The sequence below is a fragment of the Rhizobium laguerreae genome (assembly GCF_019778565.1).
Taxonomy (GTDB): Bacteria; Pseudomonadota; Alphaproteobacteria; order Rhizobiales; family Rhizobiaceae; genus Rhizobium; species Rhizobium laguerreae.
On the sequence record NZ_JAAXQT010000007.1, the window covers coordinates 156,413 to 178,023 of the forward strand.

Sequence of the window (21,611 nt, forward strand, 5' to 3'; positions counted from 1 at the left end):
ACATACCTTACATTCGGGGTGTTTTAAGAGAGTGCAGCTCGGCTTGATCGCCTTTGAGGTCCAATATCCATTGGCGTCCCCGGGCGACCGAGTGTCTCGAACGGCAGTTTTGGGCGATCTGCGACACGGCAAGGCCGGCGACCAATGGGTTGTCGACGGTGGCCGGCAGGGTGCGAAAGCTGCCGTCGGTTGCGACTTGGGTGGCGCAATGGCAGACGGAACAAGCGTCCTCATGCACCAAGACCAAAGGACCTGCCATGCAATAGTTTGCAGAGCGGCCCACATGCAGATGCGGCGGCAGGCCGGCTTCCAATGCTCGGCAGGCCGACAGGAGATCTTGGGCTGGACGAGAATCGTCGCCGGCGAAAATGAAGAACGGGTTATTAGCGTAGTCTGCGATTAACCGCAGCGCCGAGGCGCCTTCCGCAAATTCCGGCAGCGCGAAGACATAGGCCGAGAAACCCGCGGCCAGATGGGTCGCCAGCCTGTCCGTCTTCAGCCAGCCGAGATTCGCCTCGCTTGCCCATGGCAGACGGTTCAAATCCTTCTCGTCGATACGATCCGCATCCATGAGAAGGAAATGGCGCGCGCCGAGGGCCGCAAGCTGGATGGCGATCTGCGAGCCCAAGTCGCCGCATCCGATGATGACGAAGTCGATATCGCCAAACCGTGCGACATCGTGTTGATGGCAAAGAGGCGTCAGGATGGCGTCGTGGTGATCGATTGCGGCGGAGTCATATTCGTCCTCCGCCGGCATATCGGAAGCCTTCAACGAGACGACGAATGCAGACCGGGTAACATAGGGGCTCTGTTCCTCGACAGAATCGGCACTATTGCCGGTGAACAGAGCCCCCCGGCCGCCCCGCCCAAGGCTGTGGGTGACGAGGTTCGGGAAGTCGACGGACGCCGTGGCGGTCGCTGACAATCGTTTGGACCGATCATTGACCATCACATCGCCTCCATCTCGCTGGGCGCATATCCGCGGATGGTCTCGGCATAGCGACCGTAGTCCTTGCCCATCGCATGGTCGGCGGCCTTCGCGATCACGTGGAATTTGCCGTCGTACCAGAGGTTGACATTGTCGCCGCTGTCATCGATCTCTCGCCGGCCCATTCGAGGATCGACCGGCTCTTTGCCGCGCAGCAGCATCTGTCCGATATCCCAGGCTTGGCGATCGAGAACTCGCTGGCGCTCGGCAAAGTGCGCCTGGCGGTGCGCAATAGGCTCTTCGGCAAGCAACTGGCCCACGAGGAACAAGATCCGGCTACTCCAGGAAGGAATGGCGGCGATGTCTGGGAGGTCGAGGAGGACATCGCCGCCGAGACGTTCGATTCCTTTCCGAGCGATATCGATGAGCGGGACCTGCCGCGCGGCATAGGTAATTATGAATGCCGTCTTCCAGGCGCGGCGCTCAGGATCCACCTCGTTGGATAGGCATGCCATGCCGAAGGCGCACTCCCAGGGAATGGTGTACACCACGTGCAGGATACTCTCGAGCGTCTGTAGATCCTCCTTGTATGGGGAAACATATTGGAATTCGCCAGGCAGGGATGCCGCCGCCGAGGTCGTATAAAACCCCAGCAGGATATGCCCCTCTTGGTGAAGCAGTTGGGCCGCGGTCGCGGCATGATCGCCGTCGCGCAATCTTTCTCTGGAAAGGACGATGATCGCGCTGCCCGGCAATTCGTTCGAACTCGAGAACGAACACGGCGATTCGCGTCGCACGCCAACGTGAAGCGTGTGCAGGCCAGCGATCAGGCGCTGATAGCCGTACATGTCCAATTCCGCGATTAGCGCGAAGGCTCTCTCTAGATGATTGGCGATGTGATCCAATTCCGCGTCGTCAGTGATGGGATAGTTGGAACCGTGATAATTCGGCATGCATTGGCGGAGGAGGGGCTGCATGACGCGGCTCCGCGCCAGGCTTTCGATGCGGACGAGGCCGATGCCGCAAGAGAGCCGGCGCGCCGGCTGACGTTCGAGTTCAAAATCCGATGCGATGAGATCCGACTGCAGATAGCCGCTGACGATCTGCGCATCGGGGCCTCCCGCCTGCCATTCCAGACTCCGCGCGAGCCCACTCATCCAGGCTGCGAGCACGGACGAACGATAAGGGTCGGAACTGACCGGTTCGGCGATCGCTGGGGGAAGCTCCAGCAGGCGAGTGTATCCGCCATCTGCAAGGTCGGGAAAATATCGTGACAGCGTCTCCACCCCGGCCGAACAATCGGTAAGCTTCGAAGCAGCTGCGAGCGTGCACCCATATTGGAAGCGTCGCTTTAACAGGTTGCGAGTTGCGATGCGCTGCAGGGAGGCGGTGCTTGCCATCAGGGGATTGCACCTGAGCAGGTAGCGCGCCTCATCTGCCAATTGTTGAATGCGAGACGCGGACATCGAGGCCTCCGTGGGTTTGTCTTCTGGTGGATCAAGGTTGCATGTCGGGCGAAGATGCCCCGGTTCGGGCCGGCTTCGTCGAGCATGGGAACGGTATGTGCCGTCCGTTGAGAGGCACTATTGCCCAAGGGCGTCATTCGCCCGCCAGTACCGCGTTAAAAATCCGTAAAAAGGAGGGTAACCAAAGAAAAAGCCCCCTCGATAAAGGGGGCTTGGAATCTCGGAATAGCATCCCCCGGGCGTTCAGATGGCCAGGGCTGCCTGCACCGCCGCCCGCGCATTTGGCAGTCCCGATCCAAAGAAATAGGCCATCTCGACGGCGTCCTCGCTTTCGGCGTTCATGCAATCCGCCGTCAATTTCCTCGTTCCGGGCGCGACAATGGCGTCCAGGCGCGATGCGGTCTTCAGAATTGATTTCACTTGAGGCCCCGAGAGGCGGTCACCGGGATTGTGGCGGCTTTTGTAGGCCCGCTGTATCAGGGCACATAGCCCGCCCACCTGCGCCGCCGCGCCTGATGTGCCCCCGAAGGTGGTGTAGTATCCGCCCCCGATGCCGAGATTGGTTCCGAACGGCACGATGGCCGACCACGGATCGGAGCCATGATCATTGCCGAAAATCCCCGATAGGTCCGTCGTCAGCAGCGAGTAGTGCGAATAGTAGTATTCCCGTGTTCGAAATGCGCTGTAGTCGTGCTGCGCGGCAAATGGAGAAAGCCGGTCGAGGCGCAACTGATGCCTGTTGAAGACCTCCCCGTCGTCGGAGGGCGAGACAACCGTCAACCCTTCGCCGTAATTGCTGTAGCCCGAACGGAAACCTTCGACGGTAACGGCTCCAACTGCAATGACGCCGTTGTTGTCGGCGGCAAGACTTGCTGGATAGATCAGCTGGCTCTCGCCACTGTTTCCTGCGGCGCAGACGATCGGGATGTGCCGGCTGATGGCGAGGATGAGTTGTTTGAGGACATGCCACGGGCGATCCGGATTGGAGCCTTTCTGCGCAGCCTTCGGCTCCAGTTCAGGCCCACCTTGATCAGTAAGAGCAATGCGCGTGAACAGGTTGGCGGCATCCTGGTTTTTCCATAATTCCAGGTCGGCCTTCAGCTCGTTCTTCGGTTCAACGATGCTGCGTTTCGGGTCAGGCAGACCGCGCGGCAAGACGATCACGTCTGCTTTCTGAAGATAGGCATAGAGGAAGGCCGCAATGAATTGCCTGACATCGTCTTCGAACGATGTTCTGATCGAGATGAGCCTTGAGAAAGGATCAACGCCGAAATAGGGGATGACATTGCGATTGCCGCTCGTACGCAGCTCGTCGTCATTCCCGTAGAAGGCTCCTTCCGGCGGAAGGCTTGACGTGCCTTCTTCCGCAACAACGGCGGGTTCGCCGACGATCAGCCCAGCGCAGCAGGTACCATGCGACGCAAACAGCGATTCCGGATTGTAGAGCCGCCGCATAACACCCTCCGACGCGGCGTATTCGGCAACCAGATCACCGAGATAGTCTCGGTCGTCGTTCGAAAGGCCCATATTGCCGAGCGGAGCGATGTCGAGCCCGGCAAAGAAGGCATGTCTTTCCTCGCGGTCAAAGGACGTGGTCGTATCGAGAATTTCGAGCACGCGGGCGCCGTAACGATGGGTTGTCAAATCGATTGACGCTTCCCGGTCAAGCCGGGTTGCCAGATTGGGATGATCGGGAGATACGCCGACATCGATCAGCGCGACCCGTGCTGGTCGCAGCGGGCCGGCGGAAGCGCTGGCGGAAGCTATGGTATCCCAGACCGTGCCGGTGATGAGTGGATCGGGGAGTGCGCGTGTGGCGCTCGCATCGAGCGCTGGAGGCGCCGGCGGAGCCGATCCGTATTCCGCGTCGACTACGCCAAGAGCAGTCAGGTGCCAGAGATAGTAGTAGTTGATCGGCGCGGGCTCAGGCATTTTTATTTGATCCGTCATGGTTGTAACCCTGTTGAGCAGCAGCTGGAGAATTCAGACCCATTCGTCGTGTACGGCCTGGAACAGAGGACCGAAGGCGTCGTGGAGGTAGGGAGCGAAGCGCCGGGCGAGATCTCGCCCTGCCTGCGTGTCGCTCGGATAGTGCAGGCCGGCCCATTCGCGATTTTCGGCGACGTTCTGGGCGATGCGGGCAAGCTCGTCGGTGGCCGGATGTTCCGGCAGGATCGTCGAGAACGCCAAGGCGATCGAAAAGCACTGGAACGAATGGTTGCTGGGATAGGACTCGTGGGCCGGCACGGCGAGCAACGGCCGCAGCATGGGCTCAAACTGGTTTGGCCGCAGCCGATTGAACTGGCTCTTGTAGATCAGTCCGACATATTCGCAGGCCGTCAGGATCGCCTGGAAAAGCCCTTCCGTTTGCTCGAAACCGCCGAGATCCTCGATATGCAATGCGCGGGTAAATTCCCCCACGGAGATCGTCGACTCGATTTGGATGTCGGGCAGCCGCCGCACACGTTCGCGGTCGCGGCGTTGCATAGAGAGCAGCACCGTCGTTTCGAGGCGGGTATAATCGGGGCCGGGCGGCGGAAGTATATCCAGCATTTCCCAGGTGAAGCGCCGCGCCGCGGTATAGGCGTTGCGTGACGGCTGCTGGTGCAGCCTGCGTAGCTCGAAGGAGGGGATAAGCTGCGATACGCCGAGGCTACCGCCATCCATCGTCGACTTGTTCTTATTCTTATTCTTATTTTTGTTCTTGTTTTTGTTCAGCGACGCCTTGTTGAGCACCGACTTGTTCGCCACGCTCTTGTTGAGGACCGAGGCTACGGCCATCGTCGCCATCATGGGCCTGGCTAGAGGCGATGCATCTTCACCCGTGCCGGGGAAAAGCGCAGGTTCGGAGGCTGCATCAGGTGCAGCCGGCGACGCACCGGCGAGAGGATCAGCACCGGCATCGTCCCTCGGTTCGCATGGAAGGACCGTATCCGGCTCAATCCTAAATTTATAACTGTTTAGAAATAAAACTAATTTTGATTGCGATTCGTGGGCAGTGTCCGCTTCCATTGCAGCCTCCTTGCGCGATGATGTGAAGAATTGTCCGGGGTTCAGCGCAGCTTGGCGCCGGCCTTGAGCAGACCGTCGACCAAGATCTGGCCGCCGCCTGTGTCGAGCAGCGGATAACCGCTGCCGCGGAAGGCGTTGATGGAGAAGCCGCCCTCGACCGCTTCAAGACGCTGCAGGTAGTGCCGCGCGCCGACGAGATCGTTGGAATGGGCATGACTGGAGGCAAGATAGCGCAGCAGGCTGTTGAAATTCGGCCGTGTCCGCAGGGCTTCTTCGCCTGCAGCTATGGCTGCGGCATGATCGCCTGCAAGCGCTGCGGCAATGCATTTGGTCGTATCGAAGTAATATTTATGTGGGCTGTAGACGCCGAGCTCTTGTACCCAACGCGCCATGGCCACCGCCTTGTCGGGCTGGCCTGCATAGCAGTGAAGCATCGCGTAAAGGTCCCAACTGAGCGGCAAGGCCGGATTCAGGCGGATCGATTTTTCGAACAGGTCGGCCGCGTAGTCGTATTCGCCGAACAGGAACGAATGCACGTGGCCGACGAGCGCGAGCGACACGGAATTCTGCGGATCGAGCTCCAGCGCCTTGCGTGCATAGGCCTGGGCTTCCTCGATCAGATGCGCGTCCAGCGCGTTGAAACGCTGACCGACCTGGAAAGTCCGAATGAATGACAGCCAGGCGAAAGTCGATGATCGCGGCTGATACTGGATCTGTTCTTCCAGCCGCCGTTCCGCGTTATCGAGGTCGTCGCGCGACAGCCGAAAGATCGCATTGACGGCGTCGATCAGGAGACCGTCTTGCGACAATCGGCTGTCGGTTGCCTGGATCTCCTGGAAATAGGCCAGCTGATCGACGGCCTGGCTGATCAGCGCAGCGGCGATGCCGAACTCGCCACGCTCGAACTGCGTGCGGTTGATTGCCTGACTGCCCAGCCAATGAATGCGGTTGTTGATCAGGTGCTTCATCACCAGCTCGATCAGCACCATGTCACCATCAAACGTCAGGCGAAGCTGTAGGCATATGGGAAGGCTGATCTGCTGTTCGTTCTCTTCAATATGCGGCAAGGTGAAGGAGAGGTCGGTGACGCCAAAGCCCAGCCCATCGATGATGGCTTTTGCAATGAGGTTCTGGAACCGTGTCGCAGCAATTTGTCCGCCCTCTCCGGCACCCACTATGATGGGGGACATAAGAGCCATCATCCATTGCCAGTCACCGCCAACCCGCCGCCCATATGGGGCGCTGCTGGCGATGTCCACGGGCTTGCCTGTTCTCGATGTATCCGGGGCGCCCGTTAAAGGCAGCAGGGCGGATTGTTTGGCGATATCGCGGCTCGGCTGCTGTCGCGGCTCGAATACATCGTGGACTTGTCCTTCATCGAGGCGGCGATACCAGTTTTGCCGTTCCAGCGCCAACCAGTCCTCGAATTCGGGATCGCGGATGTCGATGCCTTCGAGCAATTCGTCGGTGACTTGATCCGGAGACCGCTCCGCCCGAACCACCAGGTCGGTATCCAGCACGAGTCGGTCCGTATCCAGCCAAACGGTATTCTTATCCGCAATCAAGAGATCACGTGCCGGCCCCAGACTCTTATGAATGTCCAAAAGCGCCTGGCGTAGACTGGCTGCCGCCTGGTCGTCGGAGCGATCGCTCCATAACTTGTCCCTAAGCCAGATTCTCGAGCGCGAGCCCCGGGCGGACAATGCAAGCATCGCCAGAAGAGCCTGTGCCTTTTTGGATTTCGGAGTAACCGACCGCCCCCCGGCGTCCACAAGGGCAAAAGGCCCAAGCAGGAACATCCGAAACGGATATTGCTCCTTGTTCATGCGATCCACCGGCCCCGCCCCCGCTGCCTCCGATACGCTCGTTTGGCGGCCGGAAAACCTAGCATCCAGGGGCCAGTCTGCCACAACTTCGGCTCCTGGCAAGCAACCGGGAAGGGAAACCGGGATGGCGAAATGTAAATCTATGCTATGGCGATGATCGAACTGAAGCATAACCGGTTGAAATCCCTCTGCGTAACTTCGCAAACCGGCCGTAGCATCCTGCCGTCAAAGCAGCGTCAAAGAAGTGTTGTTTGGGCACCGTAATTTTGCAGGCATCCGCCAAAGGTTGCGGAGTACTTAAAACGACGTGTCGGAGTTGCTCCAGCAGGAGCATCGACCGTCGCTCCGATCATCCAGCGCCGGGATGATGTCCCGACGCTCTTTTGTTTTCCTATAGTTAGGCGAGCCCGCCGATGTGAAAGCTCTTCATTTCGAGATATTCCTCCATGCCGCATTGCGCGCCCTCGCGGCCAAGACCGGATTGTTTGACGCCGCCGAAGGGAGCGACCTCCGTCGAGATCGCCCCTGTGTTCAGGCCAACCATCCCGAATTCGAGCGCTTCGGCGACACGCCAGGAGCGTTTCAGGCTTTCGGTGTAGAAATAGGCCGCAAGGCCGAAGGGCGTGGCGTTGGCGATGCGGATCGCCTCGTCCTCGTGGTCGAAACGGAAAAGCGGGGCAACGGGTCCGAAGGTCTCTTCGCTGGCAAGCTGCATTTCGGTCGTCGCATCGCCGAGCACCATCGGCACCGCATATTGATCGCCTTCAGGCACGGAACCCGCGGTGGCAAGGATCTTCGCTCCCTTTTCCACCGCATCGTCGACATGACGCTTGATTTTCTCGATCGCCGCCCTGTTGATCATCGGCCCAATATCCGTGCCTGCATCCGTGCCGGCCCCGACCTTCATGGCCGATACGCGCGCGGAAAGTTTGGCGGCAAAGGCCTCGTAGACGCCGGACTGGACGAGAAGCCGGTTGGCGCAGACGCAAGTCTGCCCGCCATTGCGGAATTTCGAGGCGATTGCGCCTTCCACGGCAAGATCGAGATCGGCATCGTCGAAGACGATGAAGGGCGCGTTGCCGCCGAGTTCGAGGCTGAGCCGCTTGATGCTGTCGGCCGCGCCGCGCATCAGCAGCGAGCCGACGCGGGTCGAGCCGGTGAAAGAGATCTTGCGGACGGTGTGGTTTGCCATCAGTTCGTCGCCGATGCCGGCCGGCATGCCGGTAACGATATTGATCACCCCCTTGGGGATGCCGGCGCGCTCCGCCAATACGCCGAGCGCCAGCGCCGAAAAGGGGGTGAGGTCCGATGGTTTGACGACGACGGTGCAGCCCGCGGCGAGCGCCGGCCCGACCTTGCGGGTGATCATCGCATTCGGAAAATTCCACGGCGTGATGATCGCCGACACGCCGACGGGCTCCTTCAGAACGACGATCCGCCGATCTGCCGTCGGCGAGGGAATGGTCGTTCCGCCGATGCGGCGCGCCTCCTCGGAAAACCATTTGATGAACGAGGCGCCATAGCGGATTTCGCCGCGCGCTTCCGTCAGCGGCTTGCCCTGCTCACGGGTGAGGATCAGCGCCAGATCCTCGATATTGTCGAGCATCAGATCGTGCCAGGCTTCCAGCAATGCGCCGCGCTCGGCATTGGTCTTTGCGCGCCATGGACCAAAGGCCTTTTCCGCCGCGGCGATTGCCGCCCTCGTATCGGCTCCATCCATGTCGGGTACCGTGCCCAGCACATGCTGGGTCGCCGGATCGATCACCTCGATCGTGTGTCCGGCCGCGGCCCCGCGCCATTCTCCGTCGATCAGCCCTTGCTCACGAAGCAGGCTGCTATCCCTTAATCCGTTCATTCTGTTCTCCATTGATCAGCCAAGTGCCGAAAGCACCGATGCCGTGATCGCGTCGGTCTTGTCCTTGCCGGGAATTGCGCCGATGCCGCGTGCCGTCGTCGCCTCGATTGATGCCATCACCCTTGCGGCGGCAGCCGTTTCTCCGAGATGCTCCAGCATCATTGCGCCCGACCAGATGGCGGCGATCGGATTGGCGATGCCGAGATCAGCGATATCGGGCGCCGAGCCGTGGACCGGTTCGAACATCGACGGCGCCGAGCGATCGGGATTGATATTGGCGGAGGCGGCAAAGCCAAGCCCGCCCTGGATGGCGGCGCCGAGATCGGTCAGGATATCGCCGAACAGGTTGGAGGCGACCACGACGTCGAGGCTATCAGGCGCCATGACCATGCGGGCGGCCATGGCGTCGATATGGTAGCTGGTCACTTCGACATCGGGATATTCCGCTGAAAGCCTCTGGGTGATCTCGTCCCAGAAGACCATCGAATATTTCTGCGCATTGGACTTCGTCACCGAGGCAAGCGTGCCGCGTCGCGCCCGTGCTTGCTCAAAGCCGAAACGCAGAATGCGCTCGACCCCCTTGCGGGTGAAAATCGAGGTCTCGACCGCCACCTCATTATCGGTGCCCTGGTGGACGCGGCCGCCGGCGCCAGAATATTCGCCCTCGGTATTTTCACGAATGCAGAGGATGTCGAAGCCATCGGACCGCAACGGCCCCTGCACACCCGGCAGCAGCCGGTGCGGACGGATATTGGCGTATTGCACGAAGGCCTTGCGGATCGGCAGCAGCAGCCCATGCAGCGACACGGAATCCGGCACTTTGCGAGGCCAGCCGACGGCGCCGAGCAGGATGGCATCGAAGGATCTGAGCGTTTCGATGCCATCGGCGGGCATCATGCTGCCGTTCTCCAGATAGTAGTCGCAGGACCAGGGATAGCTGGTTGCGTCAAGAGAAAATCCGTTCAGGCGAGCTGCCTTTTCGAGCACGGCCCAGGCTGCTGCCGTCACGTCACGGCCGATGCCGTCTCCGGGCAGAAGGGCGATCTTGTAGGTTTTCATCGCAGATCCTCACAGGCTGATGAGCACACTCTTGCTCTTGCGGTTGGCGAGATAGGCGTCGCGGCCGAGATCCTTGCCGATGCCGGACTGCTTGTAGCCGCCGGTCGGCAGGATATGGTCGCGCGAGCGGCCGTAGCGGTTGACCCAGACGGTGCCGGCCTGCAGGCGGCGCGTCACGCGGATGGCACGCGAGAGATCGCGGGTGAAGAGGCCGGCGGCGAGCCCATAGGCCGGATGGTCGGCGAGCCCCAACGCTTCCTCCTCGTCCTCGAAAGTCTGAATGGTCAGCACCGGTCCAAAAATTTCCTCAAGAACCGCCGGCGATGTTGCCGTCACGCCCGAAATCAGGGTCGGTGCGTAGAAATAACCGTCGCGGTCGAGGCGGCGGCCACCGGTGAGGCACTCGGCGCCACCGTCGATCGCGGCACGGATGATGCCGTCCATGCGGGCGATCTGTCGTTCGGAGATGACGGGCGAATAATCGGTCGCTTCATCCCAGGTGGGGCCGGGGCGGATGGCGGCCAGCTTCTCGATGAGTGCGGCTGCAAGCGCGTCCGCCACCTTCGCTTCGACGATCAGGCGGGATCCGCAAACGCAGGCCTGACCGGCGTTGGAGAGAATGCTGCCGGCGATTGCGCCGGCTGCAAGCTCGAGATCGGCATCGGCGAAAACCAGTTGCGGGCTCTTGCCGCCGAGTTCCAGCGTCATCGGCTTCACGCCGGTGCGGGCGATGTTGGTCATTATTGCCGCGCCGGCCGCAGTCGAACCGGTGAAGCTGACCTTGGAGATGCCCGGATGTCCGGTGATCGCATTTCCGGTGGTCGGGCCGTCGCCGAGCACGATGTTGACGAGACCTGCCGGCAGGCCGGCCCGCACCGAAAGTTCGGCGAGATAGAGCGTCGAAAACGGCGTCATTTCCGATGGCTTCAGCACCACCGCATTGCCTGCCGCCAGCGCCGGGCCGAGCTTCCAGCCGGCCATGGACAAGGGAAAATTCCAGGGTGTGATGGCGCCGACGACGCCATAGGGTTCCGTCATGATCATACCGAAGTTCGCATCGTCGGTCGGGACGAGGTCGCCGCCCTCCTTGTCGGCGAATTCGGCAAAGAAGCGGATCTGTTCGGCGGTGACGGCGATGTCGCCGGCGACGAGATGACCGACGGGCCGTGTCGAGGAAAGCGCCTCGAGCTTGGCGAGGGTCTCCGCCTCGGCTTCGATCAGGTCCGCCCAGCGCTGCAGCGCCACGGTGCGCTCGCGCGGCCGCATGCCGCCCCAATTGCTCGTCTTCAATGCGGTCCTGGCGGCTTCGACGGCCTGGTCGACAAGCGCCTCGTCGGCCAGCGGGCAGCCGGCATAGGCCCTGCCGTCGGATGGGCGATGCATGTCGATGACGGCCTCGGCCGGAACCAGCCGGCCGCCGATGAAATGTCCGACGGGCAGGGAAATCGTGTTCGGATCGAAGCTGAGTGTCATCGCATGTCCTCGGGATGGGCTGAGACAAGCCTAACTGGAGAACGCGAGCAGCATGCGTCGACCGGTGATGCCGCAGCGGCGATAAATTGCGTTTTCGCCGCCGCCGCAGTCAAATCTACGGCGTCGGCTTCACGACACGGTGACGTAGATCTTGCGCACCGTCTCGATCGTCTTCCAGACGCCAACGAAGCCCGGCTTCATGACGAAGCTGTCGCCGGCCTTGTAGACCACCGGTTCGCCACCTTCCGGCGTGAGTTCGACCAGGCCGGACAGGATATGGCAGAACTCGAACGTCTCCCCCTTGATCGAGCGCGTCTCGCCGGGTGTCGCTTCCCAGACGCCGCTATGAACCGTCTCGCCGCAGGCGACGTCCTGTGCCCAGGTCTTGAAGGCCGGATTGCCTGAGATCAGCCGTTCGGGGAGGGGGCCGGATTCGCGCGGCGCGAAGGATGGATTGGTGTCGATCGTCTTGAGGAGGGACATGATTTTGCTTTCCTAGGTTGAGAACTCAGTAGCCGCGGTTGCGATCGACCAAGCCGATCGGATCGAGGCCCGCTTGGTGCCGTTTGATGTTGCCGATGACGGCCGCCGCGGCGGTTTCAGGCTGGGTGACGCTCGCAATGTGCGGCGTCAGCAGGATCTTCGGATGGTTCCAGAAGGCGTGGTCCGCAGGCAGCGGCTCCGGATCGGTAACGTCGACGACGGCGCCGGAGAGATGCACGGCGTCGAGCGCGTCAATGAGCGCCTGATGGTCGAGTTGAGCGCCGCGGCCGACATGGATGAGTGCTGCGCCGGCCGGCAGTCCGGCGAAAAGCTCGGCATTCAGGAAGCCGCGCGTTTCGTCCGTCAGCGGCAGCAGGCAGACGAGAATGTCGGTGGTTGCAAGCAGAATATCGAGGCCGTCCCGGCCGCTCAGGCATCGGACGCCGTCGATCTCGCGCGGGCTGCGGCTCCAGCCCGAAAGCGGAAAGCCGAAGGGCTGTAACCGTTCGAGCGCGGCGCTTCCAAGCATGCCGAGCCCGAGCACGCCGATGCGGCGGTCCGAGCCTTGCCTAGGAGCGATCGTCTGCCAGGTTCGGCGCCGCTGCTGATCGAGATAGGCCGGCAGGTCGCGATGCAGCGCAAGTACGGCCAGCGTCACATATTCCTGCATCATCCTGACGATGCCGTCCTCGACCATGCGCACCACCTTCACCGATGCCGGCACCGCATCAATGCGGAACTGGTCAATGCCGGCGCCGATCGAAAACAGGATTTCGAGATTGCGGTAGCGCGCGAGATCCTCCGGCACGGTCCAGGTGATCAGGTAGCGCACGGCGTCCGGTTCGACCGACTGGGGATCCATGGAAAAAGCAATGTCGGGCAGTTCGCGGGCGAAGGCTTCGGCGAATATGGCGCCGCGTTTCGCATCCGAATTGAAGAGAAAGGTCATGGCGTCGGCTCCTTGATCCGATGTCATCAGGTGCAACGGCGGCCAAGCGCCTCAACCATCGCCTGGCAGGCGCGCAGTTCGCCGGCGAGGATGAATTCGTCCGGCTTGTGGGCGCGGCCGATGTCGCCCGGTCCGCAGATGATCGCATCGATGCCGGCGCGCTGAAAAAGGCCGGCCTCCGAGCCGTAGCTGACGGCAGCGAGCGGCTCGATGCCGGTCAGTTCGCCAAGCAGTGCCGCAAGCGGCGCATCGGCGGCCAGAGAAAGCGCCGGATAGGCGCTGAGTTCGCGCCATTCCACCTGAAAGCCGAGCGGCGACAGCGCCTCGGCCGCTACTCGCAGTGGGGCAAGCAACGTGATCGGATCGACGCCGGAAATGGCCCGCGCTTCGAACTCGGCTTCGCAGGTGTCGGGAATGATGTTGACCGCCTGGCCGCCCTTCAACGTGCCGACCTGAAGCGAGGAGTAGGGCGGTTCGAAGACAGGTTCGAATGGGCCGGAGGCGAGCCGTTCGGCTTCGGCGCGAGCGCAGGCCAGAACATCGGTGATGGCATGGATTGCGTTCAGTCCCTGGTCCGGACGCGAGGAATGGCCGGACCGGCCCTTGACCGTCAGCCGGGCGGCGGCCTTGCCCTTGTGAGCGCGGATCGCCCGCATGCCGCTCGGCTCGCCGATGATTGCGCCAAACGGAGTTGCGCAGAGCTCCGGCAGGCGCGCGATCATGTGCGGCACGCCGCGGCAGCCGGCCTCCTCGTCATAGGAAAAGGCGAGGTGGACGGGCCGGCGAAGCGGTGAGGCCGCCAACGCCGGAACGGCCGCGAGAGCCGCGGCCAGGAAGCCCTTCATGTCGGTGGCGCCGCGACCGTAAAGGCGGTCCGCTTCGGCCCGCAGGCGGAACGGATCGCTGGTCCAGCCGCTTTCGGCAGCGGGGACCACGTCCATATGGCCTGAGAGGATATAGCCCGGCGTTTCCTTCGGGCCGATCGTGGCGAACAGGTTCGACCGGTCGCCCTCCGGGCCGGGAAGCTCGGTGACGACGGCGCCGTGGCTTTGCAGATAGTGCCGGATCCACGCGACGATCTCGCCGTTCGGCGTGCCGACGACGGAGGGGAAGCCGACGAGCCTTTCGAGAATTTCAATGGCCTGCATCGGCGGCCTCACAAGCATGCCCTGCCTGCCGAGACGGCGGCCATGCCGCCGACGGAAACGACAACTCGGTCCAGCGCGATGTTAGAGGTGTTTGCAACTGGGCTGATGGAAGCGACATTTCCGGGCTCTCACAGTGAACAGCGACTCCGGCCGCTGGATCTGTTGATGAGTCTAGAGGGAGGCGCAGGCGTTACTTGCCGAAAGCGCATCGGGATTTGGTCGATTGTTGTGTTTGCGCAGGCTTCACCAGTGAATTGTATCGAACGATCTGTTCTAGTCTGGGCGGATAAGTTTCCGGGCGCAGACTTGGCCAAAAAATGCAGCAGGGGCGGGAGTGAGTGAACTGATGTCCGAATCCAGGTTCGTCGATAGTTTCGAGACGCATATCGCCGGGATCGACAGCGTTGCCCTCGACCAGTTGCATGCACTGTCGATGACCGTCGCCTGGCCGCATCGCGGTGAAGACTGGCAGTTCCTGCGGGAGTTCGGACAGGGCATCGTGGCGATCGATGAAATCGGCCGTATCCTGGGCTCTGCCATGTGGTTTCCCTATGACGCGCAATTTGCCACGGTCGGTATGGTCATCACCTCGCCGCGTCTTCAAGCCAATGGCGCCGGGCAATGGTTGATGGGACACGCGCTGAATCAGGTCGCCGGGCGGAACCTCGGGCTGAATGCGACGCGCGCAGCGCGCCGTCTTTATCGGTCCCTGAATTTTGTTCGGGAGGCGCTCGTCTTTCAATGCCAAGGCGAAGCGATCTTGCCGCCGGATGTGGCGCCGCCATCCGGCGCCGTGATACGGGCCGTCGAGGCTGGTGATCTTGAAGCGATCGCCGAATTGGATTGCGTGGCTTTCGGCACGGATCGCAAACTGCTCCTGGCCCGGCTTCTGGCAAATTCCAAGGGCATCGTGTTGAGCCGCGCCGGTCGGATTGAGGCATTCTCGCTTTGCCGGCGGTTCGGGCGTGGCCATGTCATCGGTCCCGTTGTGGCGCGCAGTGACGCAGACGCGATCGCCGTCGCCCGCCCGCATGCAGCCGAGCACGCAGGAGCGTTCCTGCGCCTCGACACACGCGAGCAGGGCGGAGCCTTTTCCGATTTCCTCTCCCGCTGCGGTCTTCCTGTCTACGATATCGTGACGACCATGTCGCTCGGTGGCCCTTGGCTTCCTGTTGCCGGACGGGCGGTGGCGCCGGAGCCGAAGACCTACGCACTCGTCAGCCAGGCGCTCGGTTGACGCAATCCTACCTAGGGATCGATATCGGGTTTTAAGCGCCGGGACAGACCGGTATGTCGGTTAGAGCCTGCCGGCGTTCAACCTCGGGCCGGAACGAACGATATTGCCAGAGACCTTCCGGGCTTTCCCTTCGGTACACGGTCTCGAGCCAGAACACTGTGTCATCGATCGGCAAGACAGGATGCCACGCATACCACTCCGACCAGATTTTTCCTGCCGGGTCGCTCTCCATGATCGCCACTCGCCTCCTCATCATCGGCGTAACTCGAACATTCGTGCGGCACGGGAGCCGCTGCGATCCCGGCGTGTCTCGGAAAATGTTCTACGATGGAGAATAACAGCAAGTGAATATTCTTCAATGGAGATCATTTCCCGTTTTGCGCGAAGTCTTTCTTGTCCGCGGTAGGGGATGTTTCAGGTTGTAAGATGTGGCTCTGTTGACGAATAATTTCGTCGGTAGATGCAACGCCTCGATTGGGCTTCGACACCTGCGATGAGCTGCGGTGTTCAATCACCACGGATCTGTTTGCGTGAAGATCGGATGCTCAGCTAATCGAACGCAGCCCGAGATAGGCTGCCAAACTGATGGCGGAGAGGGCAATCGTCAGCCTGGGTCTCGCATCGTCGAACATCGCCGCCAGCGAGAGGCCGAGTATCAGGATGACGGATTTTGCCCAAACATCCTGATCGGAGACGGTGAAAGCGATTGCCGCCAGAAAGACGGCGCTTGCGACGATTGTCACTGGGGCGGATTTCTCGGCGAGGTCGCCGCCTGCAAAATACGGCAGCAGAAAACGCCGCATGCTCAAGCCCGAAGCGACGCTCAGGAGAAGACAGGTCAAGACAAGGTGCAACATGGGGTCGTCGCCGATCGATCTGCAGATGGCCTTGCGGATGCAAACCTCATGCCAGCCCCAAACCCGCAAATCCCCATCCGACAGAGGCATGTCGCCGCTTGCATGGCTATTTCCTCGGCGTCGCGATCCTTTTTTCGGCAATCGCTTGCTTGTCCGGTCCCCGGCTTGCTTTTTTTCGTCCAATGCCGAAACCGGCTTGAGTTGGCATAATGATTTTTATATAGAGAATTATCTACCGTCTTAATTCCGGAAACGAGATCTTTTCATTGGACCTTTCATCGATCGAGATATTCCTCGCTGTCGCCAGCGACCGCAGCGTGACGAAGGCTGCCAAGGCCGTAGGGCGAGTTCCGTCGAATGTGACGACGCGTATCCAGCAATTGGAGGAGGACCTCGGCGTTTCCCTCTTCAGCCGTGACGGCAAGAAGATGACGTTGACGCGGGAGGGTGAGACGTTTCTCGGCTATGCCAACCGGCTTATGACGCTTGCGCTCGAAGCGCGCCAGGCCGTGCGGCCTCTCGCCCCATCGGGGACGTTGCGGGTCGGCACCATGGAGAGCACGGCGGCAAGCAGGCTGCCGGCGGCGCTAACGCAATTCAATCAGATGTGGCCTGATGTGTCGCTTCATCTGACGATGGGAGCGTCCCGCGATCTGACCCGCGACGTTCTCTCCGATGTCCTGGATTGTGCGCTGATTGCCCGCCCGCCGAAGACGATGCGGGAGGAAGACTCGAGCTTCGATGCCGAACTCAAGGCACTGGAAATGGAGCCGGTCTTCGTCGAGGACCTGTTGATCGTGTTGCCATCCGGGCATCCCTCCATCAAATCCGCCGCAGACCTGCGTGTCGGATCGCTCGCCGCTCTCGAGCCCGGCTGCACCTATCGCAGGATCGCCGAAAACTGGGCGCGCAAATCGAGCGCCCTGCCGACGAGCGAGCTCGGCTCCTACCACGCGATCCTGGCGAGCGTTGCGACCGGCAACACGGCGGGTGTCATGCCGCGATCCGTCCTTGATCTCATGCACTGGCCGACGCCTGTCCAGACCCATCAGCTAGGCCCTGTCGAGACGCTGCTCGTCTACCGCAGGAATGATCGTCCCAGCGCGTTCAACGCATTCCACGAAGTCCTCAGCGCGACAAAGGGCAGAGATGTCAGGCTGGCGACAAACTAGCTCTCACATTTCCCGTTCGCCCTCCACCTAATCCTCGCTTAATTGGTCTTGTCATGCAGTATCCCGTTTCCCCGAAGGTGGGACCGAGCCGCTTCCGCCGCTTCCGTTTGTTTTCACCTATTCTGGCCGGTGCGACCTTACGAGAGCGATTGATTGCATGTCTCGGCGCTTTGCTGGCCATTGGTTTCACCGGCGTCATCAGCGGCTATCTGTTTGGCCAGGGGCCACATCTTCCTCTGATCGTCGCGCCGATGGGAGCGTCCGCGGTGCTTCTTTTTGCGGTGCCGGCAAGCCCGCTGGCGCAGCCATGGTCGATCATCGGCGGCAATACCATTTCCGCTCTGATGGGAATCATTGCCGCCTATTTCATTCGCGATCCGATCATCGCGACCGGCGTCGGCGTTTCGCTTGCCATCGGCGCGATGTCCTTCACGCGCTGCCTTCATCCACCCGGCGGAGCCGCCGCACTGACCGCTGTGCTCGGCGGCCCTGTCGTTGCCGGCTGGGGGCTCCTCTTTCCCTTCGTGCCCGTCGCTTTGAACTCCTGCATTCTCGTCGGCCTTGGCCTGCTGTTCCACAAGGTGTCCAAGCGGAATTATCCGCATGTCGTTCCGAAAGCGGCAGAGAACACCCATCAGACGATCGACCTGCCATCCATGGTGCGGGTGGGTTTTCGCGAGGAGGATGTCGATGCGGCCCTCGAAGCGCTTGACGAAACCTTCGATATCGACCGGGCAGACCTTAGCCGGCTGTTGCAGCAGGTCGAGCTGCAAGCGGCCATCCGCTCAAACGGCAAGATCAACTGTGCCGATATCATGTCGCGCGACGTGATCGCCATTGGCGAAGCTTCGGAGCCGGATGCCGCACGGCATCTTCTCTTGAAGCATAATATCCGCACCTTGCCGGTGAAGGACCCAGAGGGCCGCCTCGTCGGCACCGTCGGCTTGCGGGAATTGTCCATGAGCACCGAGACAATCGCGCATGCGATCGCGAGACCGGCGGTAGCGAGGCCCTCGGACCCCGCTCTGTCGTTATTGCCGGTTCTGACGGACGGGCGCACGCATGCCGTCATCATTGTCGATGACGATTACCGGATCCTCGGCCTGATATCGCAGACGGATCTGCTGAGCGCAGTGGCGCAGCTACTGCCAAAGGAAGACAATGAGATCCCGGCGGTGGCCTGAGTGGTCGGCGTGGAACGTAGCTGGAGAAAAAGTCGGTGCTGATCGAGCGCGATGCAAATGGCGATTTCATCCTGGAATCATCGGAATTGGCGGAGCGGTTCGGGCTGTCGCTTGCCGATCTTCGCCGCCACATGCGCCATGGTTCCGTCGTCAGTTCCGTGGAAATCGGGACAGCTGAACACGAGGGGACGAAACGGGTGTCGCTTCGGCTCGGCAACAGGCTTTGGCAAGCCGTTTTGAACGATGAAAATGAAGTGCAGCAGGAGCAGATGACCGTTCTTCGGGGTAAATCCTCCGGACGGCGCCCACGCTGACACCATCATTATGTGTGGTCCCGCGCGGTACTTATGACGCGCAGGCGCGGCATTCCCTACCGCTCGCTCGTTTCGAAGAGGCCGCGGGCCGCCTCGACCATCGACTGCAGGTGATTGGCGTCGCGCACACCCTGCCGGTAGAGTTCGATGACGATGCTCGCCATTCGTTCGGCTTCGTCGCTGTCCTTTGCCACCTGGTAATCGGATCTGATCTTGTCGAAGACCTGCTGGCAGATTTCGAGATCGCGGGAGTCCAGCGGTGCCTGCGATCGAGTTTTGATCGTTTGAACCATCTCTATTCCCTCCGAAAGGGCCCGCCGGCCAAGCCGGCGGGCCGGTAGCGGTCTTAGAAGTCCATGCCGTGGCCGGCGGGCAATGGCGGCGGCGCGTCCTTCTTGGGTTTCTCGGCAATCATGGCCTCCGTCGTGACGAGAAGACCGGCGATGGAGGACGCATCCTGCAGCGCGGTGCGCACCACCTTGGCCGGATCGATAACGCCCTGGGCATAGAGGTCGCCATATTCGCCCGTCTGAGCGTTCCAGCCGTAGGAGAACTCGGTCTTCTCGCGCAGCTTGCCGACGATGATCGAGCCTTCCGCTCCGGCATTTTCGGCGATCTGGCGAGCCGGGGCCTCGACCGCGCGGCGGACGATCTCCACACCGACGCGCTGGTCCTGGTTGGCCGTGTTGAGATTGTCGAGCGCCTTGACGGCGCGCAGCAGCGCCACGCCGCCGCCAGGCAGGATGCCTTCCTCCACCGCCGCGCGGGTTGCATGAAGCGCGTCGTCGACGCGGTCCTTCTTCTCCTTCACTTCGACTTCCGTCGAGCCGCCGACGCGGATAACGGCAACGCCGCCGGCGAGCTTTGCAAGGCGTTCCTGCAGCTTCTCGCGGTCGTAGTCGGACGTGGTTTCCTCGATCTGGGCGCGGATCTGGGCAATACGGCCTTCGATGTCGGACTTGGCGCCTGCCCCATCGACGATCGTGGTGTTTTCCTTCTCGATCGACACCTTCTTGGCACGGCCGAGCATGTCGAGCGTGACGGATTCGAGCTTGATGCCGAGATCTTCGGAGATCACGGTGCCGGCGGTCAGGATGGCGATGTCTTCCAGCATGGCCTTGCGGCGGTCGCCGAAGCCAGGCGCCTTGACGGCGGCGATCTTCAGGCCGCCGCGCAGCTTGTTGACGACGAGCGTCGCAAGCGCCTCGCCTTCGACGTCTTCAGCGATGATGAGCAACGGCTTGCTGGATTGGACGACGGCTTCGAGAACCGGCAGCATCGACTGCAGGTTGGAGAGCTTCTTCTCGTGGATGAGGATATAGGGGTCTTCGAACTCGACCCGCATCTTGTCGGCATTGGTCACGAAGTAGGGGCTGAGATAGCCGCGGTCGAACTGCATGCCTTCGACGACTTCGAGTTCGGTTTCGGCGGTCTTGGCCTCTTCGACCGTGATGACGCCATCATTGCCGACCCTTTCCATGGCTTCCGCCAAAAAGCGTCCGATTTCGGCATCGCCATTGGCAGAGATCGTACCGACCTGGGCGATTTCGGAATTGTTGGAGATCTTGCGGGCGTTGGCCTTCAGTTCCGCGACGATGGCGCCGACCGCAAGATCGATGCCGCGTTTCAGGTCCATCGGGTTCATGCCCGAAGTAACGGCCTTGGCGCCCTCCTTGACGATTGCCTGGGCCAGCACCGTTGCAGTCGTGGTGCCGTCGCCGGCGATGTCGCTGGTCTTCGAGGCGACTTCGCGGACCATCTGTGCGCCCATGTTTTCGAACTTGTCTTCGAGTTCGATTTCCTTGGCGACCGAAACGCCGTCCTTGGTCATGCGCGGTGCGCCGAAAGACCTTTCGATCACGACGTTGCGGCCTTTCGGGCCGAGGGTCGCCTTCACGGCGTTGGCCAGGATGTCGACGCCACGCAGCATCTTCTCACGGGCTTCGGTGCTGAATTTGATTTCTTTAGCAGCCATTGTCCTCACTCCTTCATAGGCAGCCAGAGCAATTCCTGGAAAAGTGCGACGTGGTTTTCCGTTTGGAATTGCGTCAGAAATAAAAGGTTGGAGCGGTTCTGCGTTTCCATGAAAAGCCGATGCGCTCCTGCATCGACGGATGCCCCGCAGGAATCTCAGGCGGCCTGCTTCTTTTCGCCCCGGGTTTCGATAATCCCCATCACGTCGCTTTCCTTCATGATCAGCAGATCTTCGCCATTGATCTTGATCTCGGTGCCGGACCATTTGCCGAACAGGATGCGATCGCCGGGCTTGACGTCGAGAGCCTGAATCTGTCCGGCGTCGTTGCGTGCGCCGGGGCCGACGGCGATAACCTCGCCTTCCTGCGGCTTCTCCTTGGCGGTGTCGGGAATGATGATGCCGCCCTTGGTCTTTTCCTCTGAATCGACCCGGCGGACGAGAATACGGTCATGAAGCGGTCGAAACGACATGTCTTCCTCCATCGATGAACAATGATGACGTTGTTCCCGTGGCCGGATCGGATAACCAATCCGGGCGGGTGCAGGTTCGCGCGCGCCTTGCGCGAATGATCTGGTTCGAGGGTTTAGCAATTTCAAGAGGCGACGAAAGAAAAATTAGCACTCTCCGCCGGAGACTGCTAACGCCCAACAGGGAACAGACAATCGGCTCCTGC

At 61.3% G+C, this 21,611-nt stretch carries 20 protein-coding genes; 4 read left to right on the forward strand and 16 right to left on the reverse strand.

Annotation, left to right across the window (positions count from 1 at the left end; translation table 11 throughout):
- Positions 1–7: 7 nt before the first annotated feature.
- From HFO71_RS21720 to argE, 11 genes are all read right to left on the reverse strand, one after another.
- Entirely contained in the window at positions 8–952 is a 945-nt protein-coding gene (locus HFO71_RS21720) for a ThiF family adenylyltransferase (RefSeq protein ID WP_077976843.1), read from the reverse strand.
- A complete protein-coding gene (locus HFO71_RS21725; RefSeq protein WP_221982450.1) occupies positions 949–2,394 on the reverse strand; it encodes an aKG-HExxH-type peptide beta-hydroxylase in 1,446 nt (481 codons plus the stop codon). The genes HFO71_RS21720 and HFO71_RS21725 overlap by 4 nt, the downstream gene beginning before the upstream one ends.
- A 243-nt stretch (positions 2,395–2,637) precedes the next feature.
- The gene (locus tag HFO71_RS21730; protein ID WP_168285912.1) at positions 2,638–4,344 is read right to left on the reverse strand and encodes a S8 family serine peptidase; all 1,707 of its coding nucleotides are present in this window, start codon (positions 4,342–4,344) and stop codon (positions 2,638–2,640) included.
- 33 nt (positions 4,345–4,377) lie between these two features.
- Positions 4,378–5,406 (reverse strand): phosphatase PAP2 family protein, encoded by a 1,029-nt coding sequence (locus HFO71_RS21735; RefSeq protein ID WP_168285911.1) that lies wholly within the window; start codon positions 5,404–5,406, stop codon positions 4,378–4,380.
- 41 nt (positions 5,407–5,447) lie between these two features.
- Positions 5,448–7,403 carry an SARP family transcriptional regulator gene (locus HFO71_RS21740; RefSeq protein WP_221980047.1) on the reverse strand — a complete coding sequence of 652 codons (1,956 nt, stop codon included), beginning with the start codon at positions 7,401–7,403 and terminating at the stop codon, positions 5,448–5,450.
- A 226-nt stretch (positions 7,404–7,629) separates the two neighbouring features.
- A complete protein-coding gene (locus HFO71_RS21745; RefSeq protein WP_206989282.1) occupies positions 7,630–9,087 on the reverse strand; it encodes an NAD-dependent succinate-semialdehyde dehydrogenase in 1,458 nt (485 codons plus the stop codon).
- A gap of 15 nt (positions 9,088–9,102) precedes the next feature.
- Positions 9,103–10,146 (reverse strand): tartrate dehydrogenase, encoded by a 1,044-nt coding sequence (locus tag HFO71_RS21750; RefSeq protein WP_132612071.1) that lies wholly within the window; start codon positions 10,144–10,146, stop codon positions 9,103–9,105.
- A 9-nt stretch (positions 10,147–10,155) separates the two neighbouring features.
- Positions 10,156–11,619, reverse strand: coding sequence for an aldehyde dehydrogenase family protein (locus HFO71_RS21755; protein WP_221980046.1), 1,464 nt, complete (start codon positions 11,617–11,619; stop codon positions 10,156–10,158).
- Between the two features lie 129 nt (positions 11,620–11,748).
- Entirely contained in the window at positions 11,749–12,102 is a 354-nt protein-coding gene (locus HFO71_RS21760) for a cupin domain-containing protein (RefSeq protein ID WP_221980044.1), read from the reverse strand.
- 25 nt (positions 12,103–12,127) lie between these two features.
- Complete coding sequence (locus HFO71_RS21765; RefSeq protein WP_221980042.1) at positions 12,128–13,051, reverse strand: 2-hydroxyacid dehydrogenase; 924 nt, start codon at positions 13,049–13,051, stop codon at positions 12,128–12,130.
- 26 nt (positions 13,052–13,077) lie between these two features.
- On the reverse strand, positions 13,078–14,199 hold the full coding sequence (gene argE, locus HFO71_RS21770; RefSeq protein WP_221980039.1) for an acetylornithine deacetylase: 1,122 nt from the start codon (positions 14,197–14,199) through the stop codon (positions 13,078–13,080).
- A 346-nt stretch (positions 14,200–14,545) separates the two neighbouring features.
- Here argE and HFO71_RS21775 point away from each other — a divergent pair, with 346 nt between their 5' ends.
- On the forward strand, positions 14,546–15,436 hold the full coding sequence (locus tag HFO71_RS21775; protein WP_206111759.1) for a GNAT family N-acetyltransferase: 891 nt from the start codon (positions 14,546–14,548) through the stop codon (positions 15,434–15,436).
- A 31-nt stretch (positions 15,437–15,467) separates the two neighbouring features.
- On the opposite strand, the gene HFO71_RS35875 is transcribed toward HFO71_RS21775, so the two are convergent.
- On the reverse strand, positions 15,468–15,692 hold the full coding sequence (locus HFO71_RS35875; RefSeq protein WP_041472584.1) for a hypothetical protein: 225 nt from the start codon (positions 15,690–15,692) through the stop codon (positions 15,468–15,470).
- A gap of 289 nt (positions 15,693–15,981) precedes the next feature.
- Complete coding sequence (locus tag HFO71_RS21780) at positions 15,982–16,293, reverse strand: hypothetical protein (protein ID WP_077977047.1); 312 nt, start codon at positions 16,291–16,293, stop codon at positions 15,982–15,984.
- 266 nt (positions 16,294–16,559) lie between these two features.
- Here HFO71_RS21780 and HFO71_RS21785 point away from each other — a divergent pair, with 266 nt between their 5' ends.
- The 3 genes from HFO71_RS21785 to HFO71_RS21795 are packed head-to-tail and all read left to right on the forward strand — an operon-like array spanning position 16,560 to position 18,963.
- Entirely contained in the window at positions 16,560–17,465 is a 906-nt protein-coding gene (locus tag HFO71_RS21785) for a LysR substrate-binding domain-containing protein (protein WP_131641319.1), read from the forward strand.
- Positions 17,466–17,518: 53 nt separating this feature from the next.
- A complete protein-coding gene (locus tag HFO71_RS21790; RefSeq protein ID WP_077976854.1) occupies positions 17,519–18,649 on the forward strand; it encodes an HPP family protein in 1,131 nt (376 codons plus the stop codon).
- A 35-nt stretch (positions 18,650–18,684) separates the two neighbouring features.
- On the forward strand, positions 18,685–18,963 hold the full coding sequence (locus HFO71_RS21795) for a DUF6522 family protein (protein WP_077976855.1): 279 nt from the start codon (positions 18,685–18,687) through the stop codon (positions 18,961–18,963).
- 56 nt (positions 18,964–19,019) lie between these two features.
- Here HFO71_RS21795 and HFO71_RS21800 read toward each other — a convergent pair whose 3' ends face one another.
- The 3 genes from HFO71_RS21800 to HFO71_RS21810 all read right to left on the reverse strand — a co-directional run bounded on the left by HFO71_RS21800 (position 19,020) and on the right by HFO71_RS21810 (position 21,408).
- Positions 19,020–19,256 carry a hypothetical protein gene (locus tag HFO71_RS21800; protein ID WP_077976856.1) on the reverse strand — a complete coding sequence of 79 codons (237 nt, stop codon included), beginning with the start codon at positions 19,254–19,256 and terminating at the stop codon, positions 19,020–19,022.
- Between the two features lie 53 nt (positions 19,257–19,309).
- Positions 19,310–20,938: a chaperonin GroEL gene (gene groL, locus HFO71_RS21805; RefSeq protein ID WP_131641317.1), complete on the reverse strand. Its 1,629-nt coding sequence runs from the start codon at positions 20,936–20,938 to the stop codon at positions 19,310–19,312.
- 155 nt (positions 20,939–21,093) lie between these two features.
- Positions 21,094–21,408, reverse strand: coding sequence for a co-chaperone GroES (locus HFO71_RS21810; RefSeq protein ID WP_027664694.1), 315 nt, complete (start codon positions 21,406–21,408; stop codon positions 21,094–21,096).
- Positions 21,409–21,611: the final 203 nt, after the last annotated feature.